Here is a 19324-nt window from a genome sequence, read left to right on the forward strand (position 1 = left end):
CCCCTGAAAGGGCAGTGGCCCTCTCAGGAGATAAGGTTAGTCAGAAATCAGGACTTCTTGTCGTCAGCCGCTTTATCGGTCGGATTGGCGATCAGGGCCTTGAGCTCGTCGCTCATCGGGAACATCAGGTTCAGGTTTTTTGGCGGGATTGGCTGCATGAACCATTTTTCGTAGATCTTGTTGATCTCGCCGGACTTGTAGGTCGCAACGATCGCGTCATCCACGGCCTTCTTGAACGGCTCGTCGCCTTTACGGACCATGCAGCCGTAGATTTCGTAGGACTGTGCAGTACCGGTCACGGCCCAATCGGTTGGCTTCTTGGCCTTGGCCATTTCACCGGCCAGCAAGGCGTCGTCCATCATGAAAGCCACGGCGCGGCCGCTTTCCAGCATGTTGAAGGACTCGCCGTGGTCTTTGGCGGAGATGACGTTCATGCCCATCTGCTTGTCGGCGTTCATCGACTTGAGGATGCGCTCGGACGTGGTGCCCGCGGTGGTCACGACGTTCTTGCCTTTCAGGTCGGCGAAGTCTTTGTACGGCGAATCCTTCTTCGACAGCAGCTTGGTGCCGATTTCGAAGATGCCGACGGAGAAGTCAACTTGTTGCTGACGCTCGACGTTGTTGGTGGTGGAGCCGCACTCGACGTCCACGGTGCCGTTCTGCACCAGCGGGATACGGGTTTGCGAAGTCACCAGGTTGTATTTGACCTGGAGGTTCGGCATGTCCAGGTCTTTTTTGATGGCCTCAACGATTTTCAGCTGGATATCGTGGGAGTAGCCAACCGGTTTGCCGGAAGCGTCCGCGATGTAGGAAAACGGAATGGAAGCGTCACGATGCCCGAGGGTGATAACGCCGGACTCTTTGATCTTCTTCAGGGTGCCGGTGAGTTCGGCGGCGAAAACTGGAGTGCTGATCAGAGCGGCAGCAATGGCTGCGCCCAGGAGATGGGGAACGATGCGCATCAAATTTTCCTCGACATTGTTTTTATATGGAGCCAGTTCATCGGCCCTTTTTTGTGCTTCGAATGCTTGCCGGCTCCTGAAGGGTTGGCACAGCGGTCATTCGTCCAAGAGTGTAGAGCATGACTCGTGCCAGGCTAGGCTGAATAGATCAACTTATTGATTTATAAGGTTATTAAATATTTATGGCGAGAGTTTTGATGCAGGGGGATCCGGTTAACCGAATCGACTGACAGGTCGCGTTCGGAAAACCGAATGGTGTTCGGGGCCGCTAACGTCCTTTCGGCCAGATAATAGAAGAGCCAGTGATCATGCCGTTCATATGACAATCAGCCTCCCTGGCTTAGCGGCGTTTCATGCAGGTAAATCCACTGGGCGTTGTGGTGATGCATGCCAATGATCGCCACCGAAACCCGTGAGCTTTCGCGCTGGTTGAGGCGATGGGTTTCCTTGTAGCGAATCGCCACGCTGTTGCCTTCCTGCCAGACCGTCTGCAGGTCGCTGATGACGATCTCGAGGCCCGGTTTGGCGCCGACCGCACCCTTGAACATCTGTTCGACCATCGCCCGGCTGACGATGGCAGCCGAAGTGGTGACCATGGTGAAGTGCTCGGCGAATGCCGACATCAGCGGCTCGAAAGCGGTCTGCCCCTTACCGTTTGCGTCGGTGAACAGGGTGTGGATCAACTCGTGCACGTGATGAATGCTGTGTTGCGCCTGTTCAACTATTTTGTTGTCCATGACAGTCCTTTTGAGTGTTCAACTGACTCAGTTGAAAGAGTGGAAACAAGCCTGCCAGTGCGGCGATGGCGAAGGTCACGTGGTAGGCCTGGGTGGTATCGAAATGCTTCAAGAGCAGGTTGAAAACCATCAGGAAGAGGGCAGCGCCGATGCTGAATGCCATCTGTCGGTTGATGTTCCAGATGACACTGGCCTTGTGAGTGTCATTGCCCTCAAAGTCCATCAATGACGTGGTTTGTGCTGTATTGGCTCCGATGCCGCCGCCGATCCCCATCAAGCTGTAGGCGAGGACAATCACCCAAAGGTCCGAGGGATTGCTCACCAGTAACAGGGTGGCAATGCCGGCGCTGTGCAAGAGCATGCCGAGGGCAAACAGCCGCTTCGCGCCCATCCGGTTATAGACTCGGCCACAGATCAGCATCGCGATGAACGCGCCGATGGCGTACAGGATCATGAACATCCCTGTCAGTCGGGCGCTGAAGTGCAGGGTGTTTTGCAGGAAAAAGATGCTCATCAAGTTGACCCCCGTGAACACACCGGGAATCGCGTAATAGATAAAGATGGAGGTGCTGAGTTTTTTGCTTTTGAGCAGGCTCAGTTCAATGATCGGGTTTTTGCAGGTGCGGTAGTGCAGCCCGTAAAGCACGACGAAAGTAACGCCGGCCATGACGAAGAGAGCGGCTACCCATGCCGGAGCTTCGCCGCCATACAACGACATTCCCATCAGCAGGCTGCCGAGTGCCGCGCTGACCAGTAGCAAGCCCTTGATGTCGGGCCGGGGCAAACTCGTCGGCCGCGCTTCGTTGATCCAGAACCAGGACAGCAATGCCGCGATCAGCGATAACGGGATGATGCTGTAGAACACCCAGCGCCAGGAACTGCTGTCGACGATGACACCGCCGATGGTCGGTGAAATGGCGGGCGCTATCAGGGCAACGGCCATGACCAATGTGGATATTTTCGCCCGCTGCTCGCCCTTGAACAGGTTGAACGTCAGCGCCTGGCCGACAGGAATCAACAGGCCGCCACCAATTCCCTGGACGAAGCGCCAGATCACCAGTTCGTTGAAGCTATTGGCCAGCCCACACATCCACACGGAAGCGGTGAATACGATCATCGAGGCGGTGAGGATTTCCCGGCTGCCAAAACGACCGGCCAACCAGGTGCTGACCGGGATGATCAGAGTCAGCCCCAGAATATAAGCGTTAGCCACCCAGGCAACGTCTGAAGTACTAACGTGCAGCGCCGCCGATATACTCGGTAATGCGACCGCCGACATAAAGATGTTAATGCAGTCTATAAAAAAGCCGATCAGAAATATCAGTGCAACTTTGTAGCGATAGGTCATGTTGTTTCCCCTTTGCCGCAAAGCATAGGGGCCGTGGACTTGAACTGTCGATACGACTATCCTTGAAACAATGTTTGACGGGATTTAACAGTGAGCCATATTGCTATGCACACTCATCTTAATCGGGTCCAGACATTCCTGGCCGTGGTCGATTTTGGTTCTTACACCAAGGCTGCCAATTACCTGAGCATCAGCAAAGCCATGGCCAGCCTGCATGTCAAGGCGCTGGAGGACGTGCTGTCAGCGACGTTGTTGATTCGAAATACCCGAAATATATCCCTCACCGAAATCGGTCAGGACTTTTATGAAGAGTTCAAAGGTATTGTCGCGGACATCGATAACGCCTTCGATAATGTATTAAAAGGGCATAATCGGGTGTCCGGCAAGTTGCGCTTCAGTTCCACCAGTGAATACGGCGAGGCCTTTATTCTTCCGTTGATACCGCAATTTATAGAGCGTTATCCGGAAATAAAACTCTGTTATAACTTCAACTCGTCACTCAATGATCTGGTGGCGGAAAAGTTAGACATGGTTATCCGTTTAGGTAACTTGGCGGACTCTGCTTTCAAGAGCCGTAAACTGGCGGATTATGAAATTGTCCTGGTGGCTACCGAGACGTTTCTTGCACGTCACCCGGTGCAGAATCCTCAGGACCTGAATTCGGTGCCGTGGATCGCCAACAGCAACCTGCAGGCACCGACCCAGTGGTCGTTGCGCCATCCGCAATTGGGGGCTGTCGAGATCAACGGGATCAATCAGTTTGAATCCAATTCTTCCACGGCCATCCGCTCCATGACGTTGTCGTCGCTAGGCGTCTCGGTGCTGCCCGCCTGGGTGGTCAAGGACGACATCGCCAGCGAGCGGCTGATCCGGCTGTTGCCCGACTATTCGCTGCCCTCGCAGTCCGTCAACGTGGTGTTTCCCAACAGCCCGCATTTGCCCCACAAATCGAGGGCCTTCATCGATTTCCTGTTGCTGCATCTGGCGCAGTAAGCACCTACAAAAAAGCCCCTGAATCTTGAGATTCAGGGGCTTTGGTTTAACCGGATACCCGATCAGGCCGCTTCGATCTTGCTGCGGTTCTGCTCGACCTTGTTCAGGTATTCCTTGAGCTTTTCCTGTTCCGCCGGAGTCGTGAACAACCCCAGCTTGCTGCGACGCCACAGAATGTCGTGCGCGGTGGTTGCCCATTCTTCGCTGCACAGGTAATCGACTTCGCGGGTGTAGAGCCCGCCGCCGATGTGTTCGCCCATATCGCCGAGATTCTGCACGCCTTCCAGCATGCGCCAGGTGCGGCTGCCGTAGGTGGTGGCCCAGCGGCGGGCGATTTCGGTCGGCACCCAGTCGAATTTGTCACGGATCAAGGCGCACAAGGCTTGCGGGGTGGTCATGTCTTCACCGCCCGGCAGGGTGGCGGTGGCGGTCCAGCTCGGCTTGATGTCCTTGAAGTACGGAGCCAGTTGCGCCAGCGCCGACTCTGCCAGCTTGCGGTAGGTGGTCAGCTTGCCGCCGAACACCGACAACAGCGGCGCTTCTTCGCCAGTGCCCGACAATGCCAGGGTGTAGTCGCGGGTGACGGCCGACGGGTTGTCGGATTCGTCGTTGCACAGCGGGCGAACGCCCGAATAGCTGTGCAGGATATCGTCGCGGCTAATGCGTTTCTTGAAATGGGAGTTGACCACTTTCAACAGGTAATCGGTTTCACCTTCGGTGATCGCAACTGCAGCCGGATCGCCGGTGTACTCGCGGTCGGTGGTGCCGATCAGGGTGAAGTGGTTCAGGTACGGAATGGTGAACACGATGCGCTGATCTTCGTTTTGCAGAATGTGCGCGTGTTCGCCTTCGTACAGTTTCGGCACGATCAGGTGACTGCCCTGAATCAGGCGGATGCCGTATGGCGATTCCATCTTCAGGTCGTCACGAATGAACTTGGCGACCCATGGGCCCGCGGCGTTTACCAGTGCCTTGGCGCGGATCGAAAACAGACTGCCATCGGCGCGTTCCAGATGCAGGTGCCACATGCCCTTGGTGCGACGGGCGCTGACGCAACGGGTCTGGGTGTGAACGTGGGCGCCTTTTTCGCGGGCGGCCATGGCGTTCAGCACCACCAGACGAGCATCGTCGACCCAGCAATCGGAGTATTCGAAGCCTTTGGTGATTTCGCTTTTCAGCGGACTGTCCGGGCCGAACTTCAGGCTTTTCGAGCCTTCGAGTTTTTCCCGCTTGCCGAGGTGGTCATAAAGGAAAAGGCCGGCGCGGATCATCCAGGCCGGACGCAGGTGCGGACGGTGCGGCAGCACAAAGCGCATCTGCTTGACGATGTGCGGGGCCTTGGCCAGCAGCACTTCGCGTTCGGCCAGGGCTTCGCGTACCAGACGGAATTCGTAATGTTCAAGGTAGCGCAAGCCACCGTGGATCAGTTTGCTGCTGGCTGACGAGGTGTGGCTGGCCAGGTCGTCCTTTTCGCAAAGAAACACCGAAAGACCGCGACCGGCGGCATCCGCTGCGATCCCCACGCCATTGATCCCGCCACCGATGACGGCGATATCGTAGATCTCAGCGAGAGGGGGCGTAGGCAAGGTAGAAGTGGGCATCGGCTAGCCTCGGGCTTTTATGATTTTCGGTATTGGAATTCGAACATTAATGTTCATTTGCGAAAATGGTAGCCCATAAAGTCGCCCACAGCCAGTTAACTTCGATTGAAAATACTGATCGAAGGGGCGTGAAAGGAAAATTTTCGAACATTCAGGTAGTTGCGAAGAACAAATGTGGTGAGGGGATAAATCCCCTCGCCACAGGGGAGGGGGTTAAACCACTTCGAGTCGAATTTTGTGCTGGCTCAACAGCTGCGCCAACGCCGGCACAGGTTGCTGATCGGTGACCAGACAATCAATCAAACTGATCGGCCCAAGGCGAATCATGGCGTTGCGCCCGAATTTGCTGGAGTCCGCCGCCAAAATCACCTTTCGGGCATTGGCGATGATCGCCTGGGACACCCGAACTTCCTGATAGTCGAAGTCCAGCAGACTGCCGTCTTCATCGATACCGCTGATGCCGACCAGGGCGAAATCAACCTTGAACTGGTTAATGAAGTCGACACTGGCCTGACCGACCACGCCACCGTCACGCCGCACATTGCCACCCGTCAGCAGAACGTCGAAGTCGTCCTTGGCGCTGAGCATCGAGGCTACATGCAGGTTGTTGGTGATGATCTTCAGGTGATTGTGATTGAGCAATGCTCGGGCGATGGATTCGGTGGTGGTACCGATATTGATGAACAGCGAGGCGTGATCGGGGATTTGAGCGGCGATGGCTTCACCGATACGTTGCTTTTCATCGCGCATCTGATCGGCACGCATGGCGTAGGCGGTGTTTTCGACGCTGGAATCGTAGGCTGCGCCGCCGTGGTAGCGACGTAACAAATTGGCTTCCGCAAGCTGATTGATATCGCGGCGGATGGTTTGCGGTGTAACGACGAACAGCGTAGCCATTTCCTCGATGCTGACATAGCCGCGTTCGCGGACCAGTTCGAGGATTTGCTGCTGACGGGGAGGCAGATTCATGGGGCTTCCTTTGGGCTGCCGTGCAAAATTTGCCCATGATGCCGCAGGAATCCGCTCCCTACCAGTTACATACAGATACGAGTACTCAGGTTGGCTTATTCAGCGCCTTCATGCGGTTCCCAATCGCGGGTGCGGCTGACGGCTTTTTTCCAGCCGGCGTAGAGTTTTTCCTTCGCGGTTTCGTCCAGGGTCGGTTCGAATTCGCGCTCGATCACAGCCTTGCCACGCAACTCATCCAGGCTGCCCCAGAAGCCACACGCCAGACCGGCCAGGTAAGCCGCGCCCAGTGCGGTGGTTTCGCGCATTTGCGGACGTTCGACCTGAGTGCCGAGGATGTCGGCCTGGAACTGCATCAGGAAGTTGTTCGCGACTGCGCCGCCGTCGACACGCAGGGATTTCAAGCGTTCGCCGGAGTCCTGTTGCATGGCGTCGAGAACGTCGCGGGTCTGGTAAGCAATCGACTCGAGGGCTGCACGAATGATGTGATCCACGCGTACGCCGCGAGTCAGACCGAACAGCGCGCCACGGGCATACGGGTCCCAGTACGGAGCGCCCAGACCGGTAAAGGCGGGCACCAGGTACACGCCGTTGCTGTCCTTGACCTTGTTGGCGAAGTATTCGGTGTCGTGGGCGTCGTTGATGATCTTCAGTTCGTCGCGCAGCCACTGAACAGTAGAACCGCCGTTGAACACAGCACCTTCCAGCGCGTAAGCCACTTCGCCGCGCGGGCCGCAAGCGATGGTGGTGAGCATGCCGTGCTTGGACTTCACGGCTTTGTCGCCGGTGTTCATCAGCAGGAAGCAGCCGGTGCCGTAGGTGTTTTTCGCCTGGCCGGGCTCGACGCACATCTGGCCGAACAGGGCGGCCTGCTGGTCGCCAGCGATGCCGCCGATGGCGATGCCGCTTTTGGTGTGGCCGTAGATTTCGGACGAGGATTTAACTTCCGGCAGCATCTCGCGCGGAATATCCAGCACCTCCAGCATCTTCGTGTCCCACTCAAGCGTGTGGATGTTGAAGAGCATGGTGCGCGAGGCGTTGGTGTAGTCGGTGACGTGCACCTTGCCGCCGGTAAATTTCCAGATCAGCCAGCTGTCGATGGTGCCGAACAACAGTTCGCCTTTGCGCGCACGTTCGCGGCTGCCCTCGACGTTGTCGAGGATCCACTTGAGCTTGGTGCCGGAGAAGTACGGGTCGGTGACCAGGCCAGTGGTGTCGCTGATGTATTGCTCGTGACCGTCGCGCTTGAGTTGCTGGCAGATCTCGGTGCTGCGGCGGCACTGCCAGACGATCGCGTTGTAGATCGGGCGGCCGGTGGTCTTGTCCCAGACCACGGTGGTTTCGCGCTGGTTGGTGATGCCGATGGCGGCGACCTGGTCGTGATGCAGGCCGGCTTGAGCCAGGGCCTCGACCATCACCGCGCTTTGGGTGGCGAAAATTTCCATCGGGTCATGTTCAACCCAGCCGGCTTGCGGGTAATGCTGGGCGAATTCGCGCTGAGCGGTGCAGACCACGTTCGCGTCGCGGTCGAAAATGATCGCGCGGGAGCTGGTCGTACCCTGATCGAGGGCAATGATGTAGTTCTTATTCTGAGTGTCGGTCATGTCGATTGCCTTGGACGAAAAAAGGGAGTGAGGTCCGGCGCGCGATCTTATGGGCAGGATCACACGCCAACGGTATCAAGAAGTTCTTGGCTTGCCGTCAATGGCCAGTGCTGCGTCCTTTGTAGCAGGTAGGGCGCTGGGCAGATGACGGGCAATCAGCCCGCGATACGCTGCAGCACCGAGGCAGGCACCGACAATCGGTGCAAAAATCGGAATCAGGAAATACGGGATGTCGCGCCCGCCGGTGAAGGAAATTTCACCCCAGCCAGCGAAGAAAGTCATCAGTTTAGGACCGAAGTCGCGCGCCGGGTTCATCGCAAAACCGGTCAGCGGCCCCATCGAACTACCAATCACGGCAATCAGCAGGCCGATCAGCAGCGGAGCGAGCGGACCCTTTGGCAAGCCATTGTTGTCGTCGGTCAGGGACATGATCACGCCCATCAGGATGGCGGTGATGATCACTTCAACCAGGAAGGCTTGTGCCGTGGTCAAGGCCGGGTTGGGGAAGGTGGAGAACACTGACGCCAATTCGAGGCTGGCCTGAGTACCACGAACCATATGGTGAGTTTGTTCGTAATCGAAGAATAAATTGCTGTACAGCGTGTAAACCAACAACGCTCCACAGAAGGCACCAGCGATCTGGGCGAGAATATAAAAAGGCAGTTTGCGCTTTTCGAAGTCAGCGAAAATGCTCAGGGCAATGCTGACGGCGGGATTGAGATGAGCCCCGGAAACGCCGGCGGTCAGATAGATCGCCATGCTCACGCCGATCCCCCAGATGATGCTGATTTCCCAAAGGCCGAAGCTGGCACCCGCGACCTTGAGCGCGGCAACACAACCTGTACCAAAAAAGATCAGCAGCGCTGTACCCAAGAATTCGGCCATGCATTGGCTTGAGAGCGACGGTTGTTGTAAAGCAGTTGTCATTGAAAACCTCGTTTTTGTTGTTGTCTGGCGCTTTTGCATCACGGTCAAAAGCGCGATTTTCACCGAGGCAGGATCCCCATCCTGTTCTCGGTCTACTGCTGGGTGCTGCGATAGGAACATTCGTGCAGTATTCAGATTCGAAAAAATATAGACAAGAAACGCTGCTGTCAAAGGTCGAAAGTGAACTATCAGTCACAATAGAACTATTAGTCACATGAATGACCGCATCGTTCACGCGGCAGACCGAAGGTGGACGAACGGCATAAGACGCCGCCAAGCCTTTGAAATAGCGCCGCAATAGAGCCATTTGTTGATCAATGACCTAGAATCCAGCGCAGTATTTTTCTACTGCCGACCAGTCTGGAGCTGTCATGACCCCCGCATTGGATTTGTTGAAAAAAGTTCGTGCCGAACATCGCGTGCACAGTTACGAACATGATCCGAAGGCAGCGTCCTACGGGCTGGAGGCCGCGGAAAAGTTGGGATTGGACCCGGCGCAGGTGTTCAAGACCTTGCTGGCGGCCAGTGAGAAAGGTGAATTGCTGGTAGCCGTGGTGCCGGTCGTCGGAAGTCTGGACTTGAAGGCCCTGGCTCACGCTGCGGGCGTGAAAAAAGTCGAAATGGCCGATCCTGCCGCTGCGCAAAGATCCACCGGTTACCTCTTGGGCGGCATCAGTCCGCTGGGACAGAAAAAGCGCTTGCGCACCTTTATCGATAACTCGGCTCAGCCATTCGCCAGCATTTTTGTCAGTGCGGGGCGACGAGGGCTGGAAGTCGAATTGGCACCCGCGGTGCTGGCCGAGCATACCCAGGCGAAGTTCGCTGATATCGGTCGTGCCTGACGCGGACTATCCGCCCGGCGCTGTATGGTGCAAGTTTACGGGCTCTGTCACTGGTGCCGCATTGTCGGCAGCTTCATGCTCGGTGGCCTGACAAAGGGAGAAGGTTATGCAGCTTGAGTTTCATCAGGTCGATGCGTTCAGTGATCGGCCGTTCAGTGGCAACCCGGCGATGGTCTATCGACTGGATGCGTGGCTTGCCGATGAGCTGATGCAGAAGATCGCCGCCGAGCACAACCTCGCCGAAACCGCCTTCGTGGTGCGCGAAGGGCAGGGCTGGCGCATCCGGTGGTTTACCCCAACCACCGAGGTGCCGTTGTGCGGTCATGCAACCCTGGCCAGTGCTTATGTTCTGTTTGAAATCTATAAAGAACCGGTCGAGCGTCTGGACTTCATCTGCAAGTCCGGTCCGCTAAGCGTGAGCCGTGAGGGTGAGCGCTTGTGGCTGGATTTCCCGGCGCTCATTCCGTCGGAAGTGGGCGTGACCCTGGATGTCGAACGCGCGTTGGGTGTGGAAGCGGTTGATGTGCTGGGGTCGAACGAGTTGTTCGTGGTGTTGGAATCCGAGCAGGCGGTGCTCGAATGTCAGCCGGACATGGCGGCACTGGCGAAACTGCCGTGGCCTGGGGCAATTGTCACGGCCAGGGGCAGCAAGCATGACTTTGTGTCCCGCTACTTCGCGCCGGCGATTGGCATCAACGAAGACCCGGTGACGGGTTCAACCCATTGCAGCCTGATCCCGTACTGGTCGAAACGTTTGGGCAAGTCGAGCCTGACGGCTTATCAGCGCTCGACTCGAGGCGGGGAGTTGTTCTGTCGGCTGGAAGGGGATCGGGTGAAAATTGGCGGGAATGCGACGCTCGTTGCAAGCGGAACACTGATGCTGGGTTGACCAAATCCACTGTGGGAGCGAGCTTGCTCGCGATAGCGTTGGGTAAGTCAACATCTCTGTTGAATGTGAAACCGCTTTCGCGAGCAAGCTCGCTCCCACATTTTATTGCGTGTGCTCAGTGGGCGCTGCTGTAGCGGCGCACACCGGACTCAACGGCCAGAATCTGCGCCGCCGTACTGCCCGACGCCTGAAACAGCACCAGGTGTTCAGCCGCGACACGAATGCCGACTTCTGAACCCACCTGATGATCGGCATGGCTCGGGAAAATCGACTCGAGTTGCGCGCCGGTCGGCAACTGCAAGCGATACAAGGTAGACGCTCCCTGGAAAGACTTGCCGACAATCCGCGCCTTCAACGTGCTGTCCGGTGCATAAACGATATCGTCCGGACGCAGCAATACATCCACCGCGCCGCCAACCGGCCAAGTGTAGGCACGATTACCGCGTAACTCACCCAGTTCGGTCTGCACTGATTCGGGGCTGCTCAGCTGACCGCGAATGAAATAACCCTGGCCGATGAAACTGGCCACATAGGGCGTCAGCGGTTCGTGGTACAGGTTGTAGGGCGTATCCCACTGCTCCAGACGACCTTCCTTGAAAACCCCCACATGATCGCTCACCGCGAAGGCTTCTTCCTGGTCATGGGTCACCAGAATCGCGCTGGTGCCACGGGCCTTGAGGATGTCGCGCACCTCATGGCTGAGCTTGCGTCGCAGCTCGCCATCAAGGTTGGAGAAGGGTTCGTCGAGCAGCAGCAGTTGCGGTTCCGGTGCCAGGGCGCGGGCCAGTGCGACGCGCTGCTGTTGACCACCCGATAGCTCATGCGGGAAGCGCTTGCCGAGGTTTTTCAGGTTGACCAGTTCGAGCAACTCTTCGGTGACGCGATCCTTCTGCGGATGTTTACGGATCCCGAAGGCGATGTTCTCGGCCACGCTCAAATGTGGAAACAGGGCGTAGTCCTGGAACACCATGCCGATCCGGCGTTTCTCCGGTGCGAGGGTGAAGCCGGCGCGGGAGATCGTCTCGCCCGCCAACTGGATTTCACCTTCGTGCACCGGTTCGAAACCGGCAATCGCCCGTAGCGTGGTGGTTTTGCCGCAACCCGATGAGCCCAGCAGACAACCAATGTCACCGGCATTCAAATGCAGGTTGAGGTTCTGCACGACCCGCTGGTCTTGGTAGCCGCAGGCGAGGTTACGCAGGTTCAGCAGTAATGGATGGCTCATGCGTGGTGGTACGCCGGTTCGACGAGAAACTCGAGCAGGGCCTTTTGTGCGTGAAGACGGTTTTCGGCTTGATCCCACGCGACGGAGCGCTGGTCATCGAGCAAGTCGACGCTGATTTCCTCGCCACGGTGGGCCGGCAGGCAGTGCATGAACAGCACGTCCGGTGCGGCCAGGTCGAGCAGGGCGCGGTTGACCTGGTACGGCGCGAACAGCTTAAGGCGCTTGGCGGTTTCCTCTTCCTGGCCCATGGAGGTCCAGACGTCTGTGCTGACCAGGTGGGCGCCGCGTACGGCATCCTTCGGATCGCGGACGATGGTGACCCGATCACCGGCCTTGGCCACGAACTCAGGGTTGGGTTCAAAGCCTTCCGGGCAAGCGACGCGCAACTGGAAGTCGAACTGGATCGCCGCTTCTATATAGCTGTTGCACATGTTGTTGCCGTCGCCGATCCAGGCCACGGTTTTGCCCTGGATCGAACCGCGGTGTTCGAGGAACGTCTGCATGTCGGCCAGCAACTGGCACGGGTGCAGATCATCGGACAGGCCGTTGATCAGCGGGACGCGCGAATTGGCGGCGAATTCGGTCAGAGTGCTGTGGGAAAACGTGCGGATCATCACCGCATCAAGCATGCTCGACATGACAATGGCGGCATCGCCGATCGGCTCGCCACGGCCCAGCTGGGTGTCGCGCGGCGACAGGAAGATCGCCTGGCCACCGAGTTGGATCATGCCGGCTTCGAACGAAATACGGGTGCGGGTCGAGGACTTCTCGAAAATCATCCCGAGCACGCGGTTTTTCAGAGGCTCGAACAGTACGCCGCGGTTACGAAGGTCTTTGAGCTCAACGCCTCGACGGATCACGCTGACCAGCTCTTCGGGCGTGCAATCCATCAGGGAGAGAAAGTGCCTTGCGCTCATCATTGACTACCTTTTTGCAACAGACCGCAGATACTCAAAGCCTTGTTTAACTGAAAAACGGGCGAGACCTGCGGCGTAAGCCGCACTGGGCGACGAAATAGGGGAAGGCGCGATCTTATAATTAAATGTCGCGTCTTACCAATAGGGTGCTTGATTTATAAGGTTTTCATCGTGTTTCGAAAACTGGCTGGGCCAAAGATGGGCCAAAACGATGAAATTACAGCTTGTTCAGTTCGGTCCAGTCGGAGGTGGAGTTGATCCACTTCGCATAGGTCGAGAGCAACATTTGTACACTGTGACCCAGCTGGTTTGCAATGAACGCTGCGTTCATGTTCGCCATCAGGCACATCGTTGCATAGGTGTGACGGCAGTCATATTGCCGACGCCGACGGATGGCTAGCCGCTCAAGCGCCGCGAGAAAGTACTTCTTCGGCGTGCTGTCCGACCTGATCCACTCGCTGCTGGCGTCCGCCGGCGCAAAGACAAACTCCGCACCATCCGCTGCCAACGACCGCGCCACCTGAATCGCATTCAGCGCCCGATCATTGAGCAGCACATCCCTGACCGTTTTGGTTTTTATCCTTTCGAACAATTCCCCTTTCACGATCACACGGCATACGAGTGCCCTTCGTTTATCCACGTCGACCTCTGACCACTTGAGCGCCCTGATCTCGCCGGGCCGCATCCCGGTGAAGAACGAGAACTCAAAGTAGGCGGCATATAACCTGGTCGGCCCCTTCAGGTGCTCGTACATGTCGGCGATGATCCGCTCGGCATCATCCCGCTCAAACGGATCAACCTGCCGCTTGGCGATCTTGGCCCGAGGGATCGACAGGCACGGGTTGCGCGAGATGTGTCCATCCATCACGGCTGTGTGCAAAACACTCGACAGCTTGTCCGTGGCGTTCCGGCGCACGCCCGGCGACTCCCACGCGATCGCCGAAACGATCTTGCGCAGGTCCGCCGAGGTGATGTTGTCGATTCGCTTGCTGGCGAGTGCCGGCATCCAGAACCGGTTCAGCACGCTTTTGTAGTTGTCGCGCGTGCTGTCGACAATCTCCCGACTGTCGAGCCAGATCTGGGCAAACTCGCCAAAGGTCGGTGTCTTGCGATCGAGCAGGTAGCCTGAGTTCGGGAACATCTGGGCGTAGAGATCGTCGTTCATCGCGCCCAGCTTGATCAGTTCCTTTACACGAGCACAGAGACTGCCGGCCGCCGCGAGCCCCTTGGCGTTCGGCTTATAGGGAGTCGGCTCGCTTCGACGCTGACCGTTCCAAGTAAAACGGATCCGGACGCTTTCGCCGCGGGGCTCGACGCCATCAGGGAGGCCCATTGATTTTCTGCCCATGTGTTGTATCGCTCCAGGCTGTACATGATTCGTCCGTTCACTTTTCCCCAGACACCAATCGGGATAACGCCAGACAGGCGCTTGTGTTCGAGGGCTTTGGAAGTGGTGCCGATCAGCTCGGCAAGGCGTGACTCCAGGACCTTGTCCACCAGCAGCGCGGCTGGGTCGTCGAGGGTTTGTAGTGGTTTCGATGACATAGCTGTCTCCATGCCGCGCGTGGCGGCAGAAGGTGGGGAAGGGTTATAGAAGCGCGCCTTGTTTCGGCGCTTCTGCAGGAATGCTGAAAGCCCAGCGAGGCGGGGCGTTGTGAGACTCGATCCTGCTGCGCATTACCGCTGCCCGGGCCTCTTTGGTGGGTGGCGAGTAGGTGCCGCGCCATGCCTGATCAATGCCGATGTTTCGACCAATGTTGGTGCTGTCGGCGCTGGAGAGCGGAAGGTGTCCGAAGATTGCAGGGTCGAGCATGCGCAAGCCGTGGAGTTTGCAGAGCGGACGCCCGTCGTCGTCACAGACAACCCGCATCGCCTTGCCCATCTGCGACCACCACAGCGCGCTGCCGGGCTGTGAGTAGTCGCCCGAGCTGCCGATGCAGACTCTTGGCCAGCCGCTAGCCAAGCGTTCAAGTCGCTCAAGGCTTTCGTGCATGTGCCACACCGGCGCGCCGAACCAGCGAGGAAGCGGCCATTCATCCAGCAGCGCATCGTTTGCGCGCTCGTCCCCGTCGATCACGTCAGGTATCACTGCGAAGTCGCATGCCGGGATCAGCTTTGCAGCCGCTGCCCATTCGTAAAATGGGCGCCAGTCCAGCACAGGCTTCCCCTGTTTCCAGGCGGAAAACGCGCCGTTATCGATGGCGAATGACTGGCAAACCGATGCTGCCAGGGCCAATTGTCTTGGGTCGCTGAAGCTGACAAAGGCGTGACCTCCACCTATTGCCGCCGCCGCAGCAGTCTCCGGCGTGATTGGCAAGCCGTGGTAATGAATCATCCGCTGAGCCTCACTGTTTCGATTTCGACGCCCAGGTGCGTGGCGGTGATCGTTTGGTCGCCGCCGAACGTTTCAGCCAGGCAGTCGGCGATCTGCTCGTGCCAGCCTTTCTTGATCAGGGCGGTTGCCGTTTTGATGTGCTCGACGCGGATCATCACCGACGACCGGACTTCCAGCCGATAGATGATCAATTCGCCGTCCGAAGGGCAGACGGCTGCGAATGTGTGTCTGTAAATATTCACGCGCAGTCCTCGCCCGCCGTACACCGGCAGGCTCTTGTGTGGGGTAGGGTTAGGCTTAGATCGAAGCGATACAGGCGAAAGCGCCAAAAGTTCAAAATATTTATCTTTTTGTTCGACGGGAGCTTGGAACAGCGAGTACAAGTGCACTTCGATTCACATCCCGGATGTAGATAAGGTGTATTTAAAGCAGAGGAAGCGCGTCTTCTGGGAGTGGTCTGACTCCTCGTTGCACTGCAGGTGTCATGACGGTCTTCTAAATGATGGCGGGCAGATGGACGTGCAAGTGCGTACTTCCGCAACGGGGGCGGTTCAGCTGTTTGTTGGTGCGTACTTCGGATCTGGAGAAATGATGTTTGAGGAGTACTACAAAAGTCGCCCGGGCGAGACGATGACGCAGGCACTTGAATGGGGAGTCAATCGAGCGATGATCCTCACCTCGACGAAGCTCGTCCCCCTGCCGTCGACAGCGAGGCTAGGCGTCTACCGCAGAGCTTAGGACTGTCACCGGTAGCAGTACACGTAGGCGAACCAGGCGAGGGCGATCATGGGGTCACCTGCTTTGCGGCTTGGCGCTGCCGGTAATACTCCATGACCTCATCCATGCCTCTGTCGACTGCGACAATCTCCCGGTCGAAGTAGGCTTGGCTGTCTGTCTCGCCTTCTGGCGGAAGCTGGCCGGGCCCGCAAAGCGAGTTGTAAATCCATTCCATGCCCGCCACCGGTCCCTTGCCGTGCTCTTCCTCGATGAGCGCTGAACGCATGGCGAGGATGTAGCGGCCAAGCAGCAAGTCGAGTTCCTTGATTCGCACGCGGGCGTGTTCGTTTTCGTCGATCAGGGCGAGGACTGCAGCCGGCGACGCGGCTACCCCGTAATCATTCAGTGCTTCGTAATCGTGCTGGTCGCGCTTTGCAGCCTCGGCCAGCCGCTTCAATGCTGCGTAATCGTTCATGTCATTCGCTCCAGCAGCTGAGTTCTTCGTCAATGGCTTCTTCCCAGTCGCCCGGGCTTCCATCCCATTCAATTGCGCTGTCGTAGCAAACATCAGCAGTTCGCCAGCACATCCGATAATCGAGGTAGTCCTTTGCGTGGATGCGTCGGCTCATGTACCAAGCGGCACGGAAGATCCAATACAGGCGCTTCATGCAATACCTGTCCTTTGCCGCTATAGCGGCTGACTTTGAAGGGGGAGAGAGTTACTGCGGGGTGTTCGGCTTTTTCGCCAGGCCCTTGACGGCCTCGCTGTAGATAAATTTGATTTGATCCCACGGGATCATGTGCTGCTGCCCGTATTCACCTTCGCCGTCGCAAATCTCACAACCTTCTGAAGGCTCTTCCTGGTCGCGGCACTCAGGGCATTCGGACGTGACTTCCAGCTTGAACTCACCGAGCAGCAGCGCTTTGGCGCCGTTCTCGGCGGTCAGCCTTGTGGGCATGAGGCAGTACCCTGCAGGCACGGTCAGCTCATCAATCCGCTGATCCGCTGCGTTCAGGCGCAGCTGCAGGGCTTCGATCTTTTCCCGGGCGGCCGCTTCACGCGCCAAGAAGATCGAGTAAGCCTCCTGCGAGACCCGAACTGAACGCCCGTCTATTCCGAAATCAACGCCGGCAGATTCTTCCGGCTCGGCGGTAAGGGTGTCCGGAGCAGGGGAAGAGTCGAGCATTGCAGCCCAGCACAGCTTCGCTCGGAACGCCGCTTGCTGACAGCCGCTCATCTCTTGGTATTGCTCCCAGACTTCCTCGTCGGTGAAGCACTCATCTGGCACCGATTCAAAACCATTGATCACCATGGTTTCGGTCGGCTCGACCGGCACCAGTTTCCATTGACTGTTCATCCTGCAATCTCCAATCAGTTATCGGTTCCGGTGTAGGTGCGCCATGGCACCTTCACGCCCTTGACGAGGAATCCCCAGTCACCGCGCCACTTGCTGGTGATGAAGAGGGTGAAGACGCCACCGGGGGATATCTCGTCGATGCGGTGGTATTCGCCGTGGTTGAGGCGTGCGGTTTCGCCGGCGCGCCTGGTCATGTACTCAGTGGCCTCGGCCTTCGCCCAATTGATCAGTTGCGGGTCGGCATCAGGTATCAGGCTCGCCAAGAACTCGGCCTTCCACTCATCACTCATCGGCCGTTGTTCCGCGTACCAGCCGCGCAGGATGATGGTTCGAGCATTCCAAGGATGGTCATGCAGATCCCGGTCTTCGTCCGGCCGCATGATGTGGTGAATCCGGAACGACCATGGGCACCACCAGAGCGCCGGCTTGTGCGTCGTTCGGGAGTAGGGGTTGAACAGCCACCAGCGGCCCATGTACATCTCGGTGCCGTCGGCTGACATGATGTGTAAGTAGGGTGTGCGCTGGGCGCGAGCAATGAGCCAGTCGGCGATGGCTGGGCGCGCGAGCAGCTTGGCGAGCATTTGCCAAAAGATATTGGGCATAGGGAATCCTCTACGCTACATTCGTGGGGAATATAAATAAGGAGATGGATGTGCAACGAAGAAACCTGGAAGAGGTAGTGACTGAGTTCCGATCAGCGCTACAAGAATTGGCTGCTAGTGGCTTCCACTTCAATGTCAGCATCGACAAAGACTTCCCGCATGCAGCATGCGATGACTCATCACTTTTACTGGCTGCGTACCTTAGTGATCAGGGTTTTCCGGGCGCGGTTAGGGTTCACGGAGAATGGGGTGGTAGGGATAACGAATTGGTTACGCATGTCTGGTTAAAACTTGATGGAACACTCATCGACATCACGGGAAGTCAGTTTGAAAATTACAGTCAACCTGAGATTCTTATTGCTGAACATGATGATTTTTTAGATACGTTCGAAGTCGAAGCCGAGGGAAGAATTGCTGATTACCGTCAAACACCAGAACTGCCTCGCTACGATTTCAATCAGGCCTATGATGCTATTCGGGCCAGAGTTCCAGGTTAGTGATGGCTTTTTAGTCGCCGCAGAAGCAGTCAATTGCCTCGTCGTGGTCGGCGAACATATCGAATTGGGTGTCTGAGTAATCGAGCATCTGCTGGTAGCTGGGGCGGTCACTGCGGAACCGGGCGCCGTCTCCGGTGAACTTGCCGCCCGATACGACCGAGCTTTCCATGCGGGCCCACCACTCCGCCTTGGGTCGGTCGCTGGCGATGATCGAATAGACCTGCTTGGCGCCCTTCAGGAAGCAGAGGTCGCAGTTGCCCTCCAGCGTCCTCCCGTTGATCGTTGGCAGCATCAGGTCGAATGACTGGCTGGCCCAGAAGTCTGTCACGTCCTGCACTCCGACACCGGCGTCAGCCAGCGGCATGACCATCGTGGCCCACTTACTTTCGCTGGTGCTTTTACGGTGCCGAATTTTCACGACCCGACGCGGCTCATCGGCGCGGATGCCGGTCATCATGTCTACCGGCGCTTCCTCAGTTGAAAGGCCAAGGCAGCGCAGGTACTTGTGGATGATGCGGATCTTCAGGTCGATGGTGCAGAACCTGGTCACCGGGTTGGGCAGGTACTTGCGCTTGCGGATCAGCGCCTCGAACGGTTCTCCCTGGCGGCTGGCGCTGGCGAAGTCGACCACCTCAAATCCAGCTTCGTTGTCGCGGAACTCAAGCCATACGATTGGCACCGACCAGCGCTCGGCGCATTCCCGTACGAACTCCAATGTGGCCGGATGTTCCTTGCCGGTATTGGCGAAGGTGTAGTGGTCAACTGATCCCGGACACGGTTTTAAGGTTTTCTTCGGTTTTTGCC

22 protein-coding genes are annotated in these 19324 nt (G+C 57.5%); 5 read left to right on the plus strand and 17 right to left on the minus strand.

The window, feature by feature from the left end:
• Nucleotides 1–47: 47 nt before the first annotated feature.
• The 3 genes from MO767_RS20165 to MO767_RS20175 all read right to left on the minus strand — a co-directional run bounded on the left by MO767_RS20165 (nucleotide 48) and on the right by MO767_RS20175 (nucleotide 3047).
• Nucleotides 48–962 (minus strand): glutamate/aspartate ABC transporter substrate-binding protein, encoded by a 915-nt coding sequence (locus tag MO767_RS20165; protein WP_282481935.1) that lies wholly within the window; start codon nucleotides 960–962, stop codon nucleotides 48–50.
• Nucleotides 963–1288: 326 nt separating this feature from the next.
• Nucleotides 1289–1699: a DUF4440 domain-containing protein gene (locus tag MO767_RS20170; protein ID WP_282481936.1), complete on the minus strand. Its 411-nt coding sequence runs from the start codon at nucleotides 1697–1699 to the stop codon at nucleotides 1289–1291.
• Nucleotides 1680–3047 (minus strand): MFS transporter, encoded by a 1368-nt coding sequence (locus MO767_RS20175; RefSeq protein ID WP_282481937.1) that lies wholly within the window; start codon nucleotides 3045–3047, stop codon nucleotides 1680–1682. The genes MO767_RS20170 and MO767_RS20175 overlap by 20 nt, the downstream gene beginning before the upstream one ends.
• A gap of 105 nt (nucleotides 3048–3152) precedes the next feature.
• On the opposite strand from MO767_RS20175, the gene MO767_RS20180 reads away from it, so the two are divergent.
• Nucleotides 3153–4040 carry a LysR family transcriptional regulator gene (locus MO767_RS20180; RefSeq protein WP_282481938.1) on the plus strand — a complete coding sequence of 296 codons (888 nt, stop codon included), beginning with the start codon at nucleotides 3153–3155 and terminating at the stop codon, nucleotides 4038–4040.
• Between the two features lie 62 nt (nucleotides 4041–4102).
• Here MO767_RS20180 and glpD read toward each other — a convergent pair whose 3' ends face one another.
• The 4 genes from glpD to MO767_RS20200 form a co-directional block, all read right to left on the minus strand.
• On the minus strand, nucleotides 4103–5641 hold the full coding sequence (gene glpD, locus MO767_RS20185; protein WP_282481939.1) for a glycerol-3-phosphate dehydrogenase: 1539 nt from the start codon (nucleotides 5639–5641) through the stop codon (nucleotides 4103–4105).
• 213 nt (nucleotides 5642–5854) lie between these two features.
• Nucleotides 5855–6610 (minus strand): DeoR/GlpR family transcriptional regulator, encoded by a 756-nt coding sequence (locus MO767_RS20190; protein WP_027922833.1) that lies wholly within the window; start codon nucleotides 6608–6610, stop codon nucleotides 5855–5857.
• Nucleotides 6611–6705: 95 nt separating this feature from the next.
• Nucleotides 6706–8211, minus strand: coding sequence for a glycerol kinase GlpK (gene glpK / locus MO767_RS20195; protein WP_149631457.1), 1506 nt, complete (start codon nucleotides 8209–8211; stop codon nucleotides 6706–6708).
• 75 nt (nucleotides 8212–8286) lie between these two features.
• The gene (locus tag MO767_RS20200) at nucleotides 8287–9138 is read right to left on the minus strand and encodes an MIP/aquaporin family protein (RefSeq protein WP_282481954.1); all 852 of its coding nucleotides are present in this window, start codon (nucleotides 9136–9138) and stop codon (nucleotides 8287–8289) included.
• 371 nt (nucleotides 9139–9509) lie between these two features.
• Between MO767_RS20200 and ybaK the strand changes: the two genes are divergently transcribed.
• Both ybaK and MO767_RS20210 read left to right on the plus strand, forming a co-directional pair.
• Nucleotides 9510–9980 (plus strand): Cys-tRNA(Pro) deacylase, encoded by a 471-nt coding sequence (gene ybaK, locus MO767_RS20205; protein WP_282481940.1) that lies wholly within the window; start codon nucleotides 9510–9512, stop codon nucleotides 9978–9980.
• A gap of 106 nt (nucleotides 9981–10086) precedes the next feature.
• On the plus strand, nucleotides 10087–10869 hold the full coding sequence (locus MO767_RS20210) for a PhzF family phenazine biosynthesis protein (protein WP_282481941.1): 783 nt from the start codon (nucleotides 10087–10089) through the stop codon (nucleotides 10867–10869).
• A gap of 115 nt (nucleotides 10870–10984) precedes the next feature.
• Here MO767_RS20210 and MO767_RS20215 read toward each other — a convergent pair whose 3' ends face one another.
• The 5 genes from MO767_RS20215 to MO767_RS20235 all read right to left on the minus strand — a co-directional run bounded on the left by MO767_RS20215 (nucleotide 10985) and on the right by MO767_RS20235 (nucleotide 15729).
• Nucleotides 10985–12094 carry an ABC transporter ATP-binding protein gene (locus MO767_RS20215; RefSeq protein WP_282481942.1) on the minus strand — a complete coding sequence of 370 codons (1110 nt, stop codon included), beginning with the start codon at nucleotides 12092–12094 and terminating at the stop codon, nucleotides 10985–10987.
• Entirely contained in the window at nucleotides 12091–13011 is a 921-nt protein-coding gene (argF, locus tag MO767_RS20220) for an ornithine carbamoyltransferase (RefSeq protein ID WP_046047087.1), read from the minus strand. The genes MO767_RS20215 and argF overlap by 4 nt, the downstream gene beginning before the upstream one ends.
• 217 nt (nucleotides 13012–13228) lie before the next feature.
• Complete coding sequence (locus MO767_RS20225) at nucleotides 13229–14359, minus strand: tyrosine-type recombinase/integrase (protein ID WP_282481943.1); 1131 nt, start codon at nucleotides 14357–14359, stop codon at nucleotides 13229–13231.
• 240 nt (nucleotides 14360–14599) lie between these two features.
• Complete coding sequence (locus MO767_RS20230) at nucleotides 14600–15346, minus strand: hypothetical protein (protein ID WP_282481944.1); 747 nt, start codon at nucleotides 15344–15346, stop codon at nucleotides 14600–14602.
• Nucleotides 15343–15729: a hypothetical protein gene (locus tag MO767_RS20235; RefSeq protein ID WP_282481945.1), complete on the minus strand. Its 387-nt coding sequence runs from the start codon at nucleotides 15727–15729 to the stop codon at nucleotides 15343–15345. The genes MO767_RS20230 and MO767_RS20235 overlap by 4 nt, the downstream gene beginning before the upstream one ends.
• A 34-nt stretch (nucleotides 15730–15763) precedes the next feature.
• On the opposite strand from MO767_RS20235, the gene MO767_RS20240 reads away from it, so the two are divergent.
• Nucleotides 15764–16084: a hypothetical protein gene (locus tag MO767_RS20240; RefSeq protein ID WP_282481946.1), complete on the plus strand. Its 321-nt coding sequence runs from the start codon at nucleotides 15764–15766 to the stop codon at nucleotides 16082–16084.
• Between the two features lie 46 nt (nucleotides 16085–16130).
• On the opposite strand, the gene MO767_RS20245 is transcribed toward MO767_RS20240, so the two are convergent.
• Genes MO767_RS20245 through MO767_RS20260 form a run of 4 tightly spaced genes read right to left on the minus strand, consistent with a single transcriptional unit; the run spans nucleotide 16131 to nucleotide 18023 of the window.
• Nucleotides 16131–16538 carry a hypothetical protein gene (locus MO767_RS20245; protein ID WP_282481947.1) on the minus strand — a complete coding sequence of 136 codons (408 nt, stop codon included), beginning with the start codon at nucleotides 16536–16538 and terminating at the stop codon, nucleotides 16131–16133.
• Nucleotide 16539: 1 nt separating this feature from the next.
• Nucleotides 16540–16731, minus strand: coding sequence for a hypothetical protein (locus MO767_RS20250; RefSeq protein ID WP_282481948.1), 192 nt, complete (start codon nucleotides 16729–16731; stop codon nucleotides 16540–16542).
• 51 nt (nucleotides 16732–16782) lie between these two features.
• Nucleotides 16783–17421 (minus strand): hypothetical protein, encoded by a 639-nt coding sequence (locus MO767_RS20255; protein ID WP_282481949.1) that lies wholly within the window; start codon nucleotides 17419–17421, stop codon nucleotides 16783–16785.
• Between the two features lie 14 nt (nucleotides 17422–17435).
• Nucleotides 17436–18023: a hypothetical protein gene (locus MO767_RS20260; protein WP_282481950.1), complete on the minus strand. Its 588-nt coding sequence runs from the start codon at nucleotides 18021–18023 to the stop codon at nucleotides 17436–17438.
• A gap of 50 nt (nucleotides 18024–18073) precedes the next feature.
• On the opposite strand from MO767_RS20260, the gene MO767_RS20265 reads away from it, so the two are divergent.
• Complete coding sequence (locus tag MO767_RS20265; protein ID WP_282481951.1) at nucleotides 18074–18520, plus strand: hypothetical protein; 447 nt, start codon at nucleotides 18074–18076, stop codon at nucleotides 18518–18520.
• Nucleotides 18521–18530: 10 nt separating this feature from the next.
• Here MO767_RS20265 and MO767_RS20270 read toward each other — a convergent pair.
• Nucleotides 18531–19324 (minus strand): Nin-like protein (locus tag MO767_RS20270; protein ID WP_282481952.1); only part of this gene is annotated, 794 nt, incomplete at its 5' end.

The organism is Pseudomonas sp. UYIF39 (genome assembly GCF_029963765.1).
Taxonomy (GTDB): domain Bacteria; phylum Pseudomonadota; class Gammaproteobacteria; order Pseudomonadales; family Pseudomonadaceae; genus Aquipseudomonas.

What these genes read in the sequence shown, in the direction of transcription:
- MO767_RS20165 (WP_282481935.1), bottom strand. Translation starts at nt 962, where the DNA reads ATGCGCATCGTTCCCCATCTCCTGGGCGCAGCCATTGCTGCCGCTCTG.
- MO767_RS20170 (WP_282481936.1), bottom strand. Translation starts at nt 1,699, where the DNA reads ATGGACAACAAAATAGTTGAACAGGCGCAACACAGCATTCATCACGTG.
- MO767_RS20175 (WP_282481937.1), bottom strand. Translation starts at nt 3,047, where the DNA reads ATGACCTATCGCTACAAAGTTGCACTGATATTTCTGATCGGCTTTTTT.
- MO767_RS20180 (WP_282481938.1), top strand. Translation starts at nt 3,153, where the DNA reads ATGCACACTCATCTTAATCGGGTCCAGACATTCCTGGCCGTGGTCGAT.
- glpD (WP_282481939.1), bottom strand. Translation starts at nt 5,641, where the DNA reads ATGCCCACTTCTACCTTGCCTACGCCCCCTCTCGCTGAGATCTACGAT.
- MO767_RS20190 (WP_027922833.1), bottom strand. Translation starts at nt 6,610, where the DNA reads ATGAATCTGCCTCCCCGTCAGCAGCAAATCCTCGAACTGGTCCGCGAA.
- glpK (WP_149631457.1), bottom strand. Translation starts at nt 8,211, where the DNA reads ATGACCGACACTCAGAATAAGAACTACATCATTGCCCTCGATCAGGGT.
- MO767_RS20200 (WP_282481954.1), bottom strand. Translation starts at nt 9,138, where the DNA reads ATGACAACTGCTTTACAACAACCGTCGCTCTCAAGCCAATGCATGGCC.
- ybaK (WP_282481940.1), top strand. Translation starts at nt 9,510, where the DNA reads ATGACCCCCGCATTGGATTTGTTGAAAAAAGTTCGTGCCGAACATCGC.
- MO767_RS20210 (WP_282481941.1), top strand. Translation starts at nt 10,087, where the DNA reads ATGCAGCTTGAGTTTCATCAGGTCGATGCGTTCAGTGATCGGCCGTTC.
- MO767_RS20215 (WP_282481942.1), bottom strand. Translation starts at nt 12,094, where the DNA reads ATGAGCCATCCATTACTGCTGAACCTGCGTAACCTCGCCTGCGGCTAC.
- argF (WP_046047087.1), bottom strand. Translation starts at nt 13,011, where the DNA reads ATGAGCGCAAGGCACTTTCTCTCCCTGATGGATTGCACGCCCGAAGAG.
- MO767_RS20225 (WP_282481943.1), bottom strand. Translation starts at nt 14,359, where the DNA reads ATGGGCAGAAAATCAATGGGCCTCCCTGATGGCGTCGAGCCCCGCGGC.
- MO767_RS20230 (WP_282481944.1), bottom strand. Translation starts at nt 15,346, where the DNA reads ATGATTCATTACCACGGCTTGCCAATCACGCCGGAGACTGCTGCGGCG.
- MO767_RS20245 (WP_282481947.1), bottom strand. Translation starts at nt 16,538, where the DNA reads ATGAACGATTACGCAGCATTGAAGCGGCTGGCCGAGGCTGCAAAGCGC.
- MO767_RS20250 (WP_282481948.1), bottom strand. Translation starts at nt 16,731, where the DNA reads ATGAAGCGCCTGTATTGGATCTTCCGTGCCGCTTGGTACATGAGCCGA.
- MO767_RS20255 (WP_282481949.1), bottom strand. Translation starts at nt 17,421, where the DNA reads ATGAACAGTCAATGGAAACTGGTGCCGGTCGAGCCGACCGAAACCATG.
- MO767_RS20260 (WP_282481950.1), bottom strand. Translation starts at nt 18,023, where the DNA reads ATGCCCAATATCTTTTGGCAAATGCTCGCCAAGCTGCTCGCGCGCCCA.